Annotated in this window: 16 protein-coding genes and 1 pseudogene; 6 read left to right on the top strand and 11 right to left on the bottom strand. The window is 41.0% G+C overall.

Annotation, left to right across the window (positions count from 1 at the left end):
- Positions 1-156: 156 nt before the first annotated feature.
- The 3 genes from ACIQ6T_RS10395 to ACIQ6T_RS10385 are packed head-to-tail and all read right to left on the bottom strand — an operon-like array spanning position 157 to position 2694.
- Entirely contained in the window at positions 157-951 is a 795-nt protein-coding gene (locus tag ACIQ6T_RS10395; RefSeq protein ID WP_395786115.1) for a thymidylate synthase, read from the bottom strand.
- Entirely contained in the window at positions 951-1388 is a 438-nt protein-coding gene (locus ACIQ6T_RS10390) for an OsmC family protein (RefSeq protein WP_395786113.1), read from the bottom strand. Before ACIQ6T_RS10390 ends, ACIQ6T_RS10395 begins: the two co-directional genes overlap by 1 nt.
- A gap of 1 nt (position 1389) precedes the next feature.
- Positions 1390-2694, bottom strand: coding sequence for an alkaline phosphatase D family protein (locus ACIQ6T_RS10385; RefSeq protein WP_395786111.1), 1305 nt, complete (start codon positions 2692-2694; stop codon positions 1390-1392).
- A 39-nt stretch (positions 2695-2733) separates the two neighbouring features.
- Between ACIQ6T_RS10385 and lysA the strand changes: the two genes are divergently transcribed.
- Positions 2734-3969: a diaminopimelate decarboxylase gene (gene lysA, locus ACIQ6T_RS10380; protein ID WP_395786109.1), complete on the top strand. Its 1236-nt coding sequence runs from the start codon at positions 2734-2736 to the stop codon at positions 3967-3969.
- A 76-nt stretch (positions 3970-4045) separates the two neighbouring features.
- Here lysA and ACIQ6T_RS10375 read toward each other — a convergent pair whose 3' ends face one another.
- Positions 4046-5476: a circularly permuted type 2 ATP-grasp protein gene (locus ACIQ6T_RS10375; protein WP_395786107.1), complete on the bottom strand. Its 1431-nt coding sequence runs from the start codon at positions 5474-5476 to the stop codon at positions 4046-4048.
- 159 nt (positions 5477-5635) lie between these two features.
- On the opposite strand from ACIQ6T_RS10375, the gene ACIQ6T_RS10370 reads away from it, so the two are divergent.
- Positions 5636-6142, top strand: coding sequence for a methylated-DNA--[protein]-cysteine S-methyltransferase (locus ACIQ6T_RS10370; RefSeq protein WP_395786105.1), 507 nt, complete (start codon positions 5636-5638; stop codon positions 6140-6142).
- Positions 6132-7790: a PHP domain-containing protein gene (locus tag ACIQ6T_RS10365; protein ID WP_395786103.1), complete on the top strand. Its 1659-nt coding sequence runs from the start codon at positions 6132-6134 to the stop codon at positions 7788-7790. Before ACIQ6T_RS10370 ends, ACIQ6T_RS10365 begins: the two co-directional genes overlap by 11 nt.
- On the opposite strand, the gene ACIQ6T_RS10360 is transcribed toward ACIQ6T_RS10365, so the two are convergent.
- A complete protein-coding gene (locus ACIQ6T_RS10360; RefSeq protein WP_395786101.1) occupies positions 7787-8506 on the bottom strand; it encodes a TIGR00730 family Rossman fold protein in 720 nt (239 codons plus the stop codon). The two genes, ACIQ6T_RS10365 and ACIQ6T_RS10360, sit on opposite strands and share 4 nt — an antisense overlap.
- 74 nt (positions 8507-8580) lie before the next feature.
- Between ACIQ6T_RS10360 and rpiB the strand changes: the two genes are divergently transcribed.
- Positions 8581-9024: a ribose 5-phosphate isomerase B gene (gene rpiB, locus ACIQ6T_RS10355; protein WP_395786099.1), complete on the top strand. Its 444-nt coding sequence runs from the start codon at positions 8581-8583 to the stop codon at positions 9022-9024.
- Here the strand turns inward: rpiB and ACIQ6T_RS10350 are convergent.
- Complete coding sequence (locus ACIQ6T_RS10350; RefSeq protein WP_395786097.1) at positions 9021-10391, bottom strand: DUF6427 family protein; 1371 nt, start codon at positions 10389-10391, stop codon at positions 9021-9023. The genes rpiB and ACIQ6T_RS10350 overlap by 4 nt on opposite strands.
- A gap of 28 nt (positions 10392-10419) precedes the next feature.
- Here ACIQ6T_RS10350 and rbfA point away from each other — a divergent pair, with 28 nt between their 5' ends.
- On the top strand, positions 10420-10863 hold the full coding sequence (gene rbfA, locus ACIQ6T_RS10345; protein ID WP_395786095.1) for a 30S ribosome-binding factor RbfA: 444 nt from the start codon (positions 10420-10422) through the stop codon (positions 10861-10863).
- 95 nt (positions 10864-10958) lie between these two features.
- On the top strand, positions 10959-12101 hold the full coding sequence (locus ACIQ6T_RS10340) for an ABC transporter permease (protein WP_395786093.1): 1143 nt from the start codon (positions 10959-10961) through the stop codon (positions 12099-12101).
- Here ACIQ6T_RS10340 and ACIQ6T_RS10335 read toward each other — a convergent pair.
- From ACIQ6T_RS10335 to ACIQ6T_RS10315, 5 genes and pseudogenes are all read right to left on the bottom strand, one after another.
- Positions 12094-13326, bottom strand: a complete 1233-nt coding sequence (locus ACIQ6T_RS10335) for a dicarboxylate/amino acid:cation symporter (protein ID WP_395786091.1) — start codon at positions 13324-13326, stop codon at positions 12094-12096. The genes ACIQ6T_RS10340 and ACIQ6T_RS10335 overlap by 8 nt on opposite strands.
- Positions 13323-13778 carry a hypothetical protein gene (locus tag ACIQ6T_RS10330; RefSeq protein WP_395786089.1) on the bottom strand — a complete coding sequence of 152 codons (456 nt, stop codon included), beginning with the start codon at positions 13776-13778 and terminating at the stop codon, positions 13323-13325. Before ACIQ6T_RS10330 ends, ACIQ6T_RS10335 begins: the two co-directional genes overlap by 4 nt.
- Complete coding sequence (locus ACIQ6T_RS10325) at positions 13778-14059, bottom strand: hypothetical protein (protein WP_395786087.1); 282 nt, start codon at positions 14057-14059, stop codon at positions 13778-13780. Before ACIQ6T_RS10325 ends, ACIQ6T_RS10330 begins: the two co-directional genes overlap by 1 nt.
- Positions 14056-14733, bottom strand: a complete 678-nt coding sequence (locus ACIQ6T_RS10320; protein ID WP_395786085.1) for a hypothetical protein — start codon at positions 14731-14733, stop codon at positions 14056-14058. The genes ACIQ6T_RS10325 and ACIQ6T_RS10320 overlap by 4 nt, the downstream gene beginning before the upstream one ends.
- Positions 14734-14758: 25 nt before the next feature.
- Positions 14759-15016: pseudogene (locus ACIQ6T_RS10315) on the bottom strand (hypothetical protein); the annotation flags it as partial.

The raw sequence follows: 15016 nt of genomic DNA, 5'->3' as shown, positions 1-15016 counted from the left end.
CCCGTGCTGGCTGATGATCGTCAATAAATGCTTTAACACTTGAAAGCTTGAGATCGTAGGAGTACTTGATTTTTCTTGACATAAAAAAACACCCAATAAGTTGTCCAACTTTTTGGGTGCAGTTCAAGTATCGCGTCTCTACCATATTGCCAGCGTCTAAACAGCTACTGGCGCTTTAATCCCCGGATGTGGATCGTAGCCTTCCAATGTGAAGTCTTCAAATACGAAATCAAGAATATCTTTTTTGGCTGGGTTAAGGTGCATGGTGGGTAATGGACGTGGGCTGCGGGTCAATTGTGTTTCCACCTGTTCCATGTGATTGCTGTATAGATGTGTGTCGCCACCGGTCCAAACGAAATCGCCTAGACCCAACTCACATACCTGAGCAACCATCATCGTCAATAATGCATATGAGGCAATGTTGAAGGGAACACCTAAGAATACATCTGCCGATCGCTGGTATAACTGACACGAAAGTTTGCCATCAGCCACATAAAACTGAAAAAAAGCATGGCACGGCATCAGCGCCATTTTAGGTAATTCGGCCACATTCCACGCACTCACGATAATGCGGCGTGAATCCGGATTCGTTTTTAGCGTGTGAATCACTTCTTTTATTTGGTCAATTACTTGGCCATCAGCGCCTTCCCAAGAGCGCCATTGCTTTCCGTAGACTGGGCCTAAATCACCATTCTCGTCTGCCCATTCATCCCAAATACGAACGCTGTGTTCTTTTAGGTAAGCAATATTTGTTTCTCCTTTTAAGAACCAAAGTAATTCGTGAATGATGGATTTTAAATGTGTTTTTTTTGTGGTTACGAGTGGGAAGCCTTCAGCCAAATTAAAGCGCATCTGGTAACCAAAAACACTGGTTGTACCCGTTCCCGTACGGTCGGATTTGAAGGTTCCGTTTTGTTTGATATGGGTTAATAAATCTAAATATGCTTGCATTAGGCTTCGAATTTAAGTCCGTTTAAAAGTAATGAATGGGTGATTGTAGCGCTTGGTGCCAACTGCGCTGTTGCGGAGCAGTATTTATCCATGGACATTTGAATTGCTCTTACAGCTTTATTACCATCTATCTCACCCTGCAATTCAAATTGGATATTGATTTTTCTAAATGGCATCATCTCTGTTCCTTCGATTTTCTCACGATCACCTTGTACGCGAATTTGGAAATCATCGACCACCTGACGTTGCTTTTTTAAGATCAGAATGACATCGATAGCGGTGCAACCACCTAGTCCCATCAATATAAGTTCCATCGGACGAGCACCTGCGTTATGCCCGCCAATTCCCTCCGCTGCATCGATGTGTACCGAAATGGGTGAGGAGCCTGTGGCCTCAAAATGAAAATCTTGATCTAATCGGTTTAGTACTACTTCCATGTTATTTTAGTTCAGTGGATTTAATTGCTTTTGTCCATAAAACATCCCCTTTGACATTGTACAAAGTGATGTTTAATGTACGATCTTTTAACGGTCCCGTTACTTCAATTTTAGAGAATGCGCGTTCTTGAACGAGTGTTCCTTCAACTAAGGTTTCATTGTAATCTAATTTTACCGCATCTGCCTTTCCTGCCGTCATCGGCGAAACGGTCAAATCATATAATGGATAAGTGCCTGGACGCTCCAATTTATTTAGGTCAGAAATGTGTCGGTCGCCTGTTAAAAATAGGACGCCTGGGATGTTGCGATTCTTCAATTCTTTAAACAATTGATTTCGCTCTCCCTCATAATTGGCCATATTTTCGAATACTTTGGCAGGACTTACCACCTGGCCACCATTGACAATCACTTTGAAACTAGCTCTAGATGTAAGTAATGCGTCTACTAGCCAATTCATTTGTTTTTGACCCCAATAGTCTTTATTTGGGTCATTTAAGTCATTTGGTGCTTTATTCCAGCGATCATCCATCAAAAAGAATTCAACGTCGGCCCACTGAAATTTCCCTGTGATGCCTTCATTGGGGAAGATAAGGTTCGGATTGCCCCAATACATTTTAAACATTTCCAGGGAGGTGTGTTTTAGAGGAAATGAGCGATCTGAATCATTTGGGCCATAATCGTGATCATCCCAAATCGCGTAATGATGAACATTGGCTAATAATGGTTGAAGGGATTTGGCACCGCGCGTGTGGTCGTTACGATGGATCATTCCCGTACGGGTATAATCTGGTTCTCGGTAGTATAAATTATCACCGCCCCACAACATGAAATCAGGTTTCTGCGCATGCATCGTGGCATAAATTTCATCCGCCCCACCGTACGGTCGGCCTGGACGATCTGTCGCTTCCTCGTTCACATAATTACAGGTACCAAAAATGAATGAAAACGCCGGTGGATCTTTACGGTATTGCCAAAGTTCCTGTGTTTGAAACTCGAGTGGATAATCGAAGGACACTTTTTTATTGTTTACCCAGACTTCATAGGCATATTTTTTCCCCATGGAAACTTCATCGGCGATGATGCGTGCAATGTAGGCTGTCGCTTTTTCAGTACGGATTGGATCCGTTTTATGGATTAATTGATCGCCTATTTCATGGTATTGAATATGTACGGTCGCAGCTTGTTTGGTTTGCACCCAAATAAGCACCTCTTTCATGTCAGCGTACCCAAGCATAGGGCCACTTTTTATCTGAGCGGAAAGGAACAAGGGCGCAAGCAGTAATAAGGCGATAAATATGCTTTTCATATTTGTTAGATTAGTATCTTTGTGGCTTAAATTTTCCCTATGGCTTATTATTCAATTCAGAACATTCCGTTAACAGATTTGGCCAAAGAATTTGGTACGCCTTTGTATGTCTACGATGCCGACAAAATTAGGGAAAAAATCTCGGTTTTAAGAGCGGCTTTTGAGGGAATTGACTTGACGATTAAATACGCTGTTAAGGCGAATACGAATTTGTCTATTTTACGCTTGATGCGTGAAAATGGGGTGGATATGGATGTGGTTTCACCACAAGAATTGGAGATGGGATTGATTGCGGGTTATGCGGGTTCTTCGATTACATTTACGCCATCTGGGGTTCATTTTTCAGAGATCGAATATGCGGTTTCAAAGGGAGCTATTGTCAATTTGGATAATTTGTCGGTTTTAGAAAAGTTTGGTGCGATGTATGGTTCGTCTCAACCTTGTTTAATTCGCATTAAGCCACACGTTTTTGGTGGAGGAAATGAGAAGATTATGACGGCGCATCCGGAATCAAAATTTGGAATTTCAATTCATCAAAAGGCTGAGATTTTAGCGATTGTTGCGAAGTATAAGATGCAGGTGATTGGGTTGCACCAACATACCGGATCGGATATTAAGGATGGAAAAACGTTCGAGCAGGCTGCTTCAGCGCTTTTTGATTTTGCGTATGACTTCAAGGATTTGCAAATAATTGATTTAGGTGGCGGATTCAAAGTTCCGTATTCACCGGAAGATCCAGGTGTGAATATGCAGGAAGTTGGCCTCATCATGAGCAACGCCTTTCATACTTTCTGCCAAAAATACGGTCGGCAATTACGCCTTTGGGTAGAACCGGGCAAGTTTTTGGTGAGTGAATCAGGTACTTTTTTGTCTGAAACCAATGTTGTAAAACGCGATCCAGTGAAAACTTTTGTGGGAATTAATTCCGGTTTGAATCACTTGATTCGTCCGATGATGTACGGTTCGTATCACTATATTTTTAATGCATCAAACCAAGATACGTCGAAACAAGAATCATATAGGGTAACAGGTTATATCTGTGAAACGGATACCTTTTCATTTGATATCAAGGGTAAGCAAGATGAGCGCTTATTGAATGAGGTTAAAGAGGGGGATATCATCGCCATGGCCAATGCCGGAGCGTATGGTTTTACGATGGCTTCGCATTATAATTCACGTTTTTTGCCAGCTGAGGTGTTAGTGGATGGCGGAGTTGCTCGTCTTGTACGCAGGCGTGAGACGATGGAGGATTTGCTTAGAGGACAGGAGAATTAAGAGGTGAGAAGTAAGAGGTGAGAGTTGATTTTATACTAATTATTTATCTCTTACCTCTTACTTCTTACCTCTTACTTCAATAAAGCACCCACGTATCTTTCGAACCACCACCCTGTGAGGAGTTAACTACCAGCGAATCTTTGCGGAGAGCCACACGCGTTAATCCACCTGGCATTACCTTTACCCCATCACCATAAAGGATGTAAGGCCGCAAGTCTACGTGCCGCCCTTCGGCATGATCATCGATCAAACAAGGTACGCGGGATAACGAGATGGTCGGTTGGGCAATGTAATTTCGTGGATTACTCAAAATCAAGGCTTTGAATTTTTCTTGTTCTTCTCTCGTGGATTTAGGTCCAATCAACATACCATAGCCACCTGCTTCATTGGCTTCTTTGACAACCAGTTTTTCAATATTGGCCAATACATAGTTGCGGTCATCTTCTTCTGAGCAAATGTAGGTTTTGACATTTTTAATGATGGGCTCCTCGTTCAAATAGTATTTGATGATCCGCGGTACGTAGGCGTAAATCACCTTATCATCAGCCACACCCGTTCCTGGGGCATTGGCAATCGCCACTTTACCATTTTTATAGACCTCAAAAATTCCTGGAATTCCGATCATTGAATCTGGATTAAATGCCAAAGGATCTAAAAATGTATCATCGATCCGACGGTATATCACGTCCACAATCTTAAATCCTTTCGTTGTCCGCATTTTGACATAGCCCTCATGCACAACTAAATCGCGGGAGTCTACTAATTCCACACCCATTTGTTGGGCCAAATACGAATGCTCAAAATAAGCTGAATTGTAAATTCCAGGCGTCAAAACCACCACCGTTGGCTCCGGTCGATCGCTGATAAATCGCAGCATCTCAAGTAATTTGTGCGGATAATCCGATATCGGTCGAATCTGTGTTTTGGCTACGACTTCCGGAAATGTTTGCTTCAATAACTCCCGATTTTCCATCATGTAAGATACACCTGATGGACAACGCAAATTATCTTCCAAAATCATGTATTCCCCATCTGCACCACGGATTAAATCTGTTCCTGTAATGTGTATGTAAATATTTTTAGCCGGTTTAATGCCTATGCAAGGTCTTAAAAAGTCTTTAGATGACTCGATCACCTCCGCAGGAATTACCCCATCCTTGATGATTTTTTGATCCGAATAAATATCATTTAAGAATAAATTTAATGCGGTAATGCGTTGAATAAGCCCCTTTTCAATCTTTTCCCATTCCTTGGCTTCCACGATCCGCGGTATAATATCTACCGGCATAATTCGCTCCGTTCCCTCATTTTCTGAGTAAACATTAAACGTGATCCCCATCGCCATGAGCGCTCGTTCTGCAGATTGCTGTCGTCTTGTAAATTCTTCTTGCGTTAATTGTTCAACTCGATTCTTAAAATGTGAATAACCGGCTCGAACTTGACCCTCTGGAGTGAACATTTCATCGAAAAATCCCTCCGTATCGTAGTTGTTAAATGAAAAATTCATAGGCTAAAAATCGTGTAAATGCTTGATAATGAAATAATTTAAAACTTAATTTTTGATTATCGGAATCGAATTTCTGATTTTTTAAAACTTTTCCCAAAATATACTTTTTAATAGTAGAAATTTACCATTTTCGACAGATTTTGATTGTATTTTTGCCTCATGGTTTTATTGAATTTCCTTTATTTTGAGAGTCCGATTGGCATCATACGTGTTGAATATGCTGAATCTGGTCTGCATAGTGTACGCTTTGTGAGCACGAAAGGGGATAATCATACGGATGATCTAGGGATGGAAGAAATGATTCAGGCCGACTTACAATCCTATTTTCAAAATCCGGAGCACCGGTGGGAAAGCCCGATCGCTAGGTATTTGGGGACAGATTTTCAAGAAAAAGTATGGTTAGCCTTGCGTATGATTCCCGCAGGAGAGGCGCGAAGCTATCAAGAAATTGCACAGTTAATAGGCCAACCGAACGCCGCTCAGGCAGTTGGAAGAGCAAATAGCCAAAATCCACTCTTATTGCGTATCCCGTGTCACCGGGTCATCGGTTCCGATGGTTCCATGGTGGGTTATGCCGGGGAGTTGTGGCGAAAAGAATGGTTATTGACCCATGAGGGTTTTGAGGGGGTAAACCAACAAATGACTTTGTTTGCTGATGGAGAATGAACAGATTGTTGACGCACTAGAACTACTCGTCAAATTATGGGATGTGCACGGTATCAATGAATTCAAGAGTAAAAACTTGAGTTTTGCTGCACGTGGATTAGATAAATTTCCAGGTCGAATAACCAATCTCTCAGAAGACAAATTAGTTGCGATTCCGGGCGTTGGGAAGGTGGTCAGTCAACTAGTTCGTGATATAGCGCAAACAGGAACTTGCCCTGATTTGGAGGCGATGATCGAACAAAGCCCTCCCGGAATTGTAGATCTCCTTAAAGTCAAAGGTATGGGGCCAAAGAAAGTGGGCCTTGTTTGGAAAGAACTCGGAATCACCGAATTAGACGATTTATTAGCCGCCTGTGAATCAGGCCAACTCGAGCAAGTAAAAGGATTTGGGAAGTCGGTGACCGAAAATATCCGCACCTACATTCTTTTTCTACAGGAGAATCGCAAGAAATTGCGGATCAATAAAGCGGAAAAGCTCAGCGATGAATTAATGGGTTTACTTGCACCTAAATTTAGTAAAATTGCCATTTCTGGTGAATTAGCTCGTGATTGTGAAGTTGTCAACGCATTAGTTTTTGTTGCCCAAACAGACGATATTTTTGGAAGTCAGTTTTTGATTGAAGCGATTGAAGGATTTCAGACGGATCACCAACAGTCCTCTCCGTTTACCTGGCGTGGCCATTTTACCGGTCATTTAATCCCCATCGAAATTCATTTTACGGATGCATCGCAATTTGACATGATAGTCTATCAGTGGTCGGCACACCCCGAACACCTCGGTCAAGTCAATTTTTTCAAATTGAAAAATATTGGATCACCTGAGGAAGTATATAGCAGCCAAAACTTACCATTCATCCTTCCTGCCATGCGGGAGGGCTTGCAAGAATTTGCTTGGAGCGAAAAGTTTTCCCCGAATGATCTTATTGAAATGAGTGATTTAAAGGGTTGTGTGCATAATCATTCTACGTACTCGGACGGGAAAAACAGCCTTTTAGAGATGGCTGAAGCTTGTAAGGCGATGGGATTACACTACTTCGGTATCGCGGATCATTCGCAATATGCGGCCTATGCGGGTGGGTTGAAGGAAGAGGATGTACAGCGCCAGCATGCCGAAATAGATGCGTTGAATGCGCAGTGGGCCGATTTTAAAATTTTAAAAGGGATTGAGGCAGATATTTTACCAGATGGAAGTTTGGATTATAATCCGCGTATTTTGGCGAGTTTCGATTATGTGGTTGCCTCGGTACATGCGCAATTGGTTATGGATAAAGATCGTGCGATGGATCGTTTATTGAAAGCGATTGAAAATCCATATACCTCGATTTTGGGTCATCCGACCGGTAGATTATTATTAACGCGTGCTGGTTATCCCATTGATACCATGAAGATTTTGGACGCTTGCAAAGCTAATGGTGTGAGCATTGAATTGAATGCAAGCCCCTATCGATTGGATTTAGACTGGCGTTATATCTATGCCGCGATGGACAAAGGAGTCTTTGTTTCCATTAATCCAGATGCGCATAAAATTGATGGTCTGAAAGATATGGAATATGGTGTTCGCGTAGGGCGCAAAGGTGGATTATTAAAAAGCCTAACCCTGAATGCGTTACCACTTGCCGACATTATGAAATTCTTCTCAAAGGCCTAGAAGTTTGGTTTTAATAGGTATTTGGCATAGAAATCATCAATGATTTTGACGGCTTCAGCAGGGGTGTCTACCACCGCAAAAAGTTCGAGGTCTTCGGCATGGATGTTTCCGTGGCCAACCATCGTTTTTTTCATCCAGTCCAAAAGCCCGGTCCAATAGTCAGAGCCCACGAGCACTACAGGGAAACGGCCTATTTTGTGCGTTTGAATTAGGGTTAGTGATTCGAACATTTCATCGAGTGTACCAAATCCCCCTGGCATGATAATGAAACCTTGGGAGTATTTGACAAACATCACTTTGCGGACAAAGAAGAAATCGAAATTCATATTTTTATCCGCATCAATATAGGGATTAGGCGTCTGCTCAAATGGTAATTCGATGTTTAAGCCTACTGATCGACCATTTTCGCTGGATGCACCTTTGTTTCCCGCTTCCATGATTCCGGGGCCACCACCTGTAATGACACCGTAGCCGTGACGGACAAGTTTGGCGGCAATTTGCTCGGCCAACTGGTAATATTTGTCTTCGGGGGAGGTTCTCGCGGAACCGAATATGGAAACGCAAGGACCGATTTTTGATAAACGATCAATACCTTGCACAAATTCACTCATGATTTTAAAGATTCGCCAGGACTCTTCTGATTTAATTTCAGACCAGGTCTTGTCCCCAAATACCTTTTTGATTCGATCTTCTTCCTCTTGCCAATTGTCAGTCATAATTTAATCGGTTTGTTCCGTGCAAATGTAATTGATATCCCCGACCTTTGTCAAAATTTATACCCATTCATTTTATGACTTTATCTAAATCCTTTGCTGTAGGCGGTGATCATGCTGGTTTTGACTACAAAGATCAATTAATTGATTTTTTAAAAGACCAGGGTTTTGCGATTAAAGATTGCGGCACTTATTCTGCGGATTCAGTGGATTACCCCGATTTTGCGCATCCTGTGGCAAATGCCGTTGAGTCAGGCGAAGTTTCTTGGGGATTATTGTTGTGCGGAAGTGCAAATGGGGTGGCGATAACGGCCAATAAACATCAGGGGATTCGTGCGGGATTAGCATGGAATGTAGAGGTTGCCCAATTAGTGCGTCAGCACAATGACGCTAATGTAATCTGTTTACCTGTTCGATTTATTACTTTGGACGAGGCGAAAGCTTGTCTTCAAATGTTTATCGATACCGAATTTGAAGGAGGGCGTCACGCAGGTCGTGTCAATAAAATCGGCTGCATTTAATTCTTTCGTTTATACAAATGCTTTTGTACTTCAACGTATTTATCCTTTAAATAGGGTAGGTAAAAGCGCATGCGAGGAAAATTTCCAGCTGGATCGTAAATATACGTAGGCGAATCCATCTCCAAATAACGCTGCAATTTAACGACCGTTTGGTAGGTATTCATCTCCAGAAATAAATCATTCGAAAGTTCCCAATTAACAAATGGACCTGACATTTGATTCGTTTGATATTCATCAATTTGCCCTCCCAAGACCATCAAGCGTTCATTTTTGATCGGAAGCTTACCTGCTTGAACTCGGTTATAAGAACTGTTTTTCCATTCAGATTGCCAGCTGAACCATACACTTCCCATAATGGCAATTAAAATCAGTTCTTGAATCCAATACCGTTTGAGTAGAAAGAATAAGTTAAGCGTAAAATAGGCCAATGCCGGCAAGATAAACAGGAAATTGTGGCTATAATTTGCAGGTAAGGTGAATGCCGCAAAAAAACTAATGATGATCCAAATGAAATTGGTTTGCTGGGCCTTTTGCCCGTTCGATTTAATTTTGGGCCGTTGGATCACCGTCCATAAACCATAAAATCCCAAAATTAATGCTGGTACATAGGTAGAAGCAATGTGCTTTATGTCCGCCCACGCTGGAGTATGAAACACCAAAGCCGATTTTTGGAATACATCTACCAGGTAACTTAAGTTGCCGTTATACGTATACAAAAGTGCTGTGATGCCATTGACAATAAGAAAACCGACTACTACCAATAGCATTTGGCGAAGGTTAATTCCCGAATAAAATAATAAACTAAGGAAGCCCCAGAATATAAACAAATAGTAAGTTGGATAGCATAACCCTGCAGCCCCAATAAATAAACCAATTAAAAATACGCGATCTTCTACTTGCAGTGTGCTTTGTTGGCGTATAATCTCACGCCAAGCAAGAATTAAAAATGTTAATCCAAGTAGCGCGGCACTAGGTACCCAAAAGTCGAGTGAAATATGTAAAAATAACATGTACATGAAAAATGGCATATTCCCGAGTGGGGCCATTAATTCATAGCGATTAATCGTACGCTGGAATACAATCGCTTGAAATAGTATGATGCCTGTTGCCCAGTATGCATTCCAAGAAATTGGGAAGTTTAAAAATTCAATCAATTGAAAAAATCCTGCTGTTAATGGCCCAGAATTATCACGAATGTCTTGGTACATCCGAAAGCCTTCATTTAATTTCTGGCCTAACAGGTAATATTTTAATTCCCAAACAAGTGGTGAAATACCGGCTTGTACAAACGCAAAGGTAGCAATAGCCCAAAAGCCCACCAGTAGGAACAGGGTAATCGAAGCGTTTGATTTGAGAAATTGGAACATTATCGCATTTTGAATTTGCTAAATTACGGTGATTCCAATTATTATTCTGAAATTTGTTGGATTTTTGAGTAGAAAACGAATCGGAGCAATTATGGAAAGTAAGCGTCAGCAAAAGTTTGGAAGACAAATCCAGAAGGATTTAAGTGATATTTTTCAAAAGGAATTCAAAGAGATTTTTGGCAAAGCGATGGTTACCATCACAGATGTAAAAATGAGTCCAGATCTTTCTGCCGCCCGTTGTTATTTAAGCTTTCTATTGGCTGATGATGTGGACCAAATCATGGATGAATTGGATGTGCGCAACAAAGCGATTCGAAACGCATTAGCGATCCGAATTCGGAAACAGGCACGAATTATCCCTCATTTAGCTTTTTATTTAGATGATACCGCTGCCTATGCAGCAAAAATTGAAGCCTTATTTGAAGGTCTTGTTATTCCTCCTTCTGACGGAATTCCTTCCGAAGAACTTTAATGTGTTGACCCGTGAATTTTTCCTTATTTATTGCAAAAAGGTATTTTTTTTCAAAAAGTAAGGCGAGCTTTATTTCCTTAATTTCACGTATTGCCATGATTAGCGTAGGCGTGGAAGTCATGGCGCTCGTTTTAATTCTTTCTGTGTTTAATGGCCTCGAAGATTTCCAAAAGGGATTGTTTAATTCTTTTGATGCAGATCTTAAAATTGTCCATAAACAAGGCGATCGGTTTCAGCTTTCTCCTAGTCAAGTGGGCGCGTTAAAAAAAATATCCGGCATTAAATTTGTCAATCCCATTTTAGAAGACCAAGGCCTAATTCGTTACGATCAAAAGCAATTAGTTGTACGGATGAAAGGGGTGGATGCCTCGTATTTGGCAGCAGGCCGACTGAAGAAACAGGTGGTAGAGGGTGATTATTTTGTTGAATCGGGCGAACACCCATTTGCCCTCGTGGGCATCGGAGTTTTCTTGGCCATGGGGATGAGTTTTGAGAATGTATTCGATCCCATCGAAGCATGGTATCCGAATCACACGCAATTGAAACGCGCCGCACTAAATGAAAATACCATTCGTCGGAATTTCTTTTTTCCCGCTGGAGTGCTCGAGGTTGAACTAAATTTTGATAATCAAACCGTTATCGTGCCCTTAGACTGGATGGAAGAATTAGTGGGCCAACCTGGCAACCGATCTGCCTATGAAATTATGCTTGCCGCCACTACAGACGACCAGGTTATTAAAAATCAGATTCAACCAATTCTTGGGCCTAAATTTACGATTCAAACACGCGATGAACAACATGCCATTCTCCTGAAAGCCATCAAGATTGAGAAGCTATTTGTCTTTTTAATTATGGCTTTCGTCATGGGAATCGCCTCATTTACGCTTTTCTATGCACTTTCACTTTTGGTCATTGAAAAGCGGAAAGATTTATTTACGCTTATGGCAATGGGGGTTTCTCGCCAACAAGTTTTTCGGGCATTTTTGTGGGTGGGCGCGTTAATTAGTTTTTCAGGAGCGGCGTTTGGAATGCTTTTGGGCTATGTGATGGCGACGATCCAACAACAATTTGGCATCATTTCGTTAGGCATTCCAAATGCATTAATCGATGCTTATCCAATTAAAATGGAATTCTGGGATTTTTTCTGGACAGCTTTGGTCGTGATTCTAATTACGGGATTAGCCGCCTTATTTCCTGCACGCAAAGCTGTCCAATTAACTTTTAAGTCAATTACGTAGTTGGGTTGAATTCCCCTTCCCACTTCGATACGACACAAGTTGCTACACCATTTCCAGCCACAGATGTCACCGTGCGGCCCATATCCAAGAATGGATCTACACCAAGCAATAATGCAATTCCCTCCGCCGGTAAATTAAACATGGTCAAAGTTCCCGCGATGATAACCAAGGACGCACGCGGAACTCCCGCAATGCCTTTGGATGTAATCATCAGGGTCAATAACATAGTGATTTGTTGTTCTAAACTTAAATGAACCCCATAAGCCTGCGCAATAAATCCCGTGGCAAATGTCATATACAACATCGATCCATCTAAATTGAAGCTATATCCCAGCGGTAAAACAAAACCTACAATTCTCCGGCTACAACCAAACTTTTCCAAGGCAGCAATCGTTTGCGGAAACGAAGCCTCCGAACTGGCTGTTGAAAAAGAAATCAATAAGGCCTCTTTTAACTCTTTCAGTAGCTTCCAGTAATTAATTCCATTCACAGCAGCAATGATCCATAAAATGACCACGGTAAAAAAGAGTAGTCCACCCATAAAGCAAATCATGAGGTAACCGTAACTAATTAAAATACTCAAACCTTTATTCGCAACCACCGTCGTCATCGCAGCAAAAACGGCATAAGGAGCAACCTCCATGACGTAATTCACCATTTTAAAGACAACCTCAGCTAAGTTCTCAATTACATGTATCAATTTTTTTCCGGTTTCTCCAATAGAGCCTAACGCCACACCAAAAAATAAGGAGAAAATAACGATTTGAAGAATTTCATTTTCAGCCAATGCTTTGAAAAAACTATCTGGGAAAATGTGTAAAATAAAGTCTTCAAGGGATTTAGTTTTACTTGCATCAATACCCGTTTCAGTACCAGCTGCGGGTTTGGGCCAACTCTGTAAACTTCCTGGTTTGGTTATATTCACGACCACCAATCCAGTCACCAAAGATAAAATTGTTGCAAAATAAAAGTAACCAATTGTTTTAATTCCAATACGGCCTACGGCCTTGAAGTCGCCAAGTTTAGCAATGCCAACGACCAAGGTGCAGAATACTAATGGACCTACAATCATTTTGATCAATCGTAAGAAAATCTTAGAAACTACTTGTACATATCCCGCCCATTGATGAGCTACTTCCGGGCTAAGACTTAAATAAAAATATTCACCCAACGCTAGACCTAAGACAAATCCAAGAATGATTTTTTGAGTCAATGTTAATTTCATATGCTAGTTTGTTGGTTTAAGTACATTTTATAAAAAGGAATTCGATACACAATCATTCCCCAAAACAAAGGAAGTAAAAGATAATCTAAAAGCCAATTCTTCGTTCTGAAGGAAATTTTGTCTACAATATATGCGGATTTTTCATCTCTTTTTTCGATGCGATGCTCATGGCGCCACGCTGTAAGTCCCAAAGGCATTTCGACTCCTTCGTCGACAAAGTAACATGCTTGTTCATTTTGAACTGAATCGGTGATTTTAGACGTCCATAAGGGCTTAGCTAAAACTAGGTTTAATTCCAGCGTGACGATATCTCCTGTCTGGCACCCATCAAAGCGTACAATCCGAACCTGCGGAAATGGAGGCGATAGCTTTTTTAATAAATCCGCATCGAACTGAGTCCAAACGTCTTGCATTGGGGCATTAACCCGTGTTCGAACTCGAAATGAAGGCATTATATAACCGAAGTAATTATTTTGAGCAACATAGCTGTCAAGTATTTGATGCCTGACCAAATGACAAGTGAAATAGAAATATCCGATTTTTCTGTCGGTTTATTCGTTTCACTTACGACTGAAACTTCTTTGTTTGGCGCATAAACAAGCGGCTTTTGGGTACTGTCTACCTGCACTGTTTTCTCTACTTGGGGATGTAAGGCGGTATATTCAACCATGCCAAAATTGCAGTTGAATAGGCAAAAGATTCCGGCCAAAAGCCAAATTTTTACTACTCTCATTTGATTTTTTGTTTAGCCGTTTCCAGCTTTTGTGCTTGCAATAAGATCGCATCTTCATTGGATTTCAAATCCAATCTGTTTTGTTCTTGGTTAGCTAAAATCTTTTCTTTCTCTACTTTCGCTTCCTCTAATTTCTTTGTCAAGAGTTCATTTTGACGCTTATTTGAGTCTAATTCGCGAACAAAACGATCCGCAAGTTTCTGCTGTTTTGATTTATTGGTGATTAATTCATTTAATTTTTTCTCCTCCATACGCACATCCTCCTCTAAGTTGATGAGTCGAACAAACTCCTCTACCCAATTACTCGCTTCTCTAAATGATTCATGCCCTGTTTGAATGTAGGCATCTGGGCCAGTACTGATTGAAACAAACAATTTGGTCTTATTTTTCTCCTCAGATACCTTCGACAATAAGCTTACTGGCTTATCTGATATTTCCTTAATTTTAGCTGAATATACGTTTAGCGTACCGCCATTGCGGCCATTTTCTACTGATCCCGCTTGTTTTAAGTATTTCTTCCAAGCTTCGATCACGTATTTTTCTTCTGAATTGACATACGTATAAAAACCTTCTTTTTTCGCTTTATCAATTTCCTCTAAACCCGAAAAAACTTGCGCGTACATTGTGCTCGTCGCCAAGGTGCATAATAGACCGAATAATATACTTTTCATCATGATGAAATGTGTTGATGTGTTAATTTCAATCAGCAAAGGTAATTTTTTTGGTGAGAATCAACTCATTTTTTTGACTTGAATTTTGTATCCCAAAGAGCGTAAAGGCACCTCCGTCTTTCAATTTTAATTTTTTGCGCAATGCCTCCGGGCTTATCGGAAAATTTCGGGTACTAATATTCGCTTGATTGACCGATAGCCAATTTGCTTGAACAGGCCCCGATTCAATTACTTCATAAATTTTGCCCGGGAAATCTGTAATGATAATTTCAGAACTATATAAATG

Origin of the sequence: Aquirufa sp. (genome assembly GCF_044377215.1) — a bacterium.
Taxonomy (GTDB): Bacteria; Bacteroidota; Bacteroidia; order Cytophagales; family Spirosomataceae; genus Aquirufa.
The sequence above is the reverse complement of the archived record's forward strand: the minus strand, read 5'-3'. Positions and strand labels throughout refer to the sequence as shown.

Coding starts and splice junctions, on each gene's coding strand:
- ACIQ6T_RS10395 (WP_395786115.1), bottom strand. CDS start 951: ATGCAAGCATATTTAGATTTATTAACCCATATCAAACAAAACGGAACC.
- ACIQ6T_RS10390 (WP_395786113.1), bottom strand. CDS start 1,388: ATGGAAGTAGTACTAAACCGATTAGATCAAGATTTTCATTTTGAGGCC.
- ACIQ6T_RS10385 (WP_395786111.1), bottom strand. CDS start 2,694: ATGAAAAGCATATTTATCGCCTTATTACTGCTTGCGCCCTTGTTCCTT.
- lysA (WP_395786109.1), top strand. CDS start 2,734: ATGGCTTATTATTCAATTCAGAACATTCCGTTAACAGATTTGGCCAAA.
- ACIQ6T_RS10375 (WP_395786107.1), bottom strand. CDS start 5,476: ATGAATTTTTCATTTAACAACTACGATACGGAGGGATTTTTCGATGAA.
- ACIQ6T_RS10370 (WP_395786105.1), top strand. CDS start 5,636: ATGGTTTTATTGAATTTCCTTTATTTTGAGAGTCCGATTGGCATCATA.
- ACIQ6T_RS10365 (WP_395786103.1), top strand. CDS start 6,132: ATGGAGAATGAACAGATTGTTGACGCACTAGAACTACTCGTCAAATTA.
- ACIQ6T_RS10360 (WP_395786101.1), bottom strand. CDS start 8,506: ATGACTGACAATTGGCAAGAGGAAGAAGATCGAATCAAAAAGGTATTT.
- rpiB (WP_395786099.1), top strand. CDS start 8,581: ATGACTTTATCTAAATCCTTTGCTGTAGGCGGTGATCATGCTGGTTTT.
- ACIQ6T_RS10350 (WP_395786097.1), bottom strand. CDS start 10,391: ATGTTCCAATTTCTCAAATCAAACGCTTCGATTACCCTGTTCCTACTG.
- ACIQ6T_RS10340 (WP_395786093.1), top strand. CDS start 10,959: ATGATTAGCGTAGGCGTGGAAGTCATGGCGCTCGTTTTAATTCTTTCT.
- ACIQ6T_RS10335 (WP_395786091.1), bottom strand. CDS start 13,326: ATGAAATTAACATTGACTCAAAAAATCATTCTTGGATTTGTCTTAGGT.
- ACIQ6T_RS10330 (WP_395786089.1), bottom strand. CDS start 13,778: ATGCCTTCATTTCGAGTTCGAACACGGGTTAATGCCCCAATGCAAGAC.
- ACIQ6T_RS10325 (WP_395786087.1), bottom strand. CDS start 14,059: ATGAGAGTAGTAAAAATTTGGCTTTTGGCCGGAATCTTTTGCCTATTC.
- ACIQ6T_RS10320 (WP_395786085.1), bottom strand. CDS start 14,733: ATGATGAAAAGTATATTATTCGGTCTATTATGCACCTTGGCGACGAGC.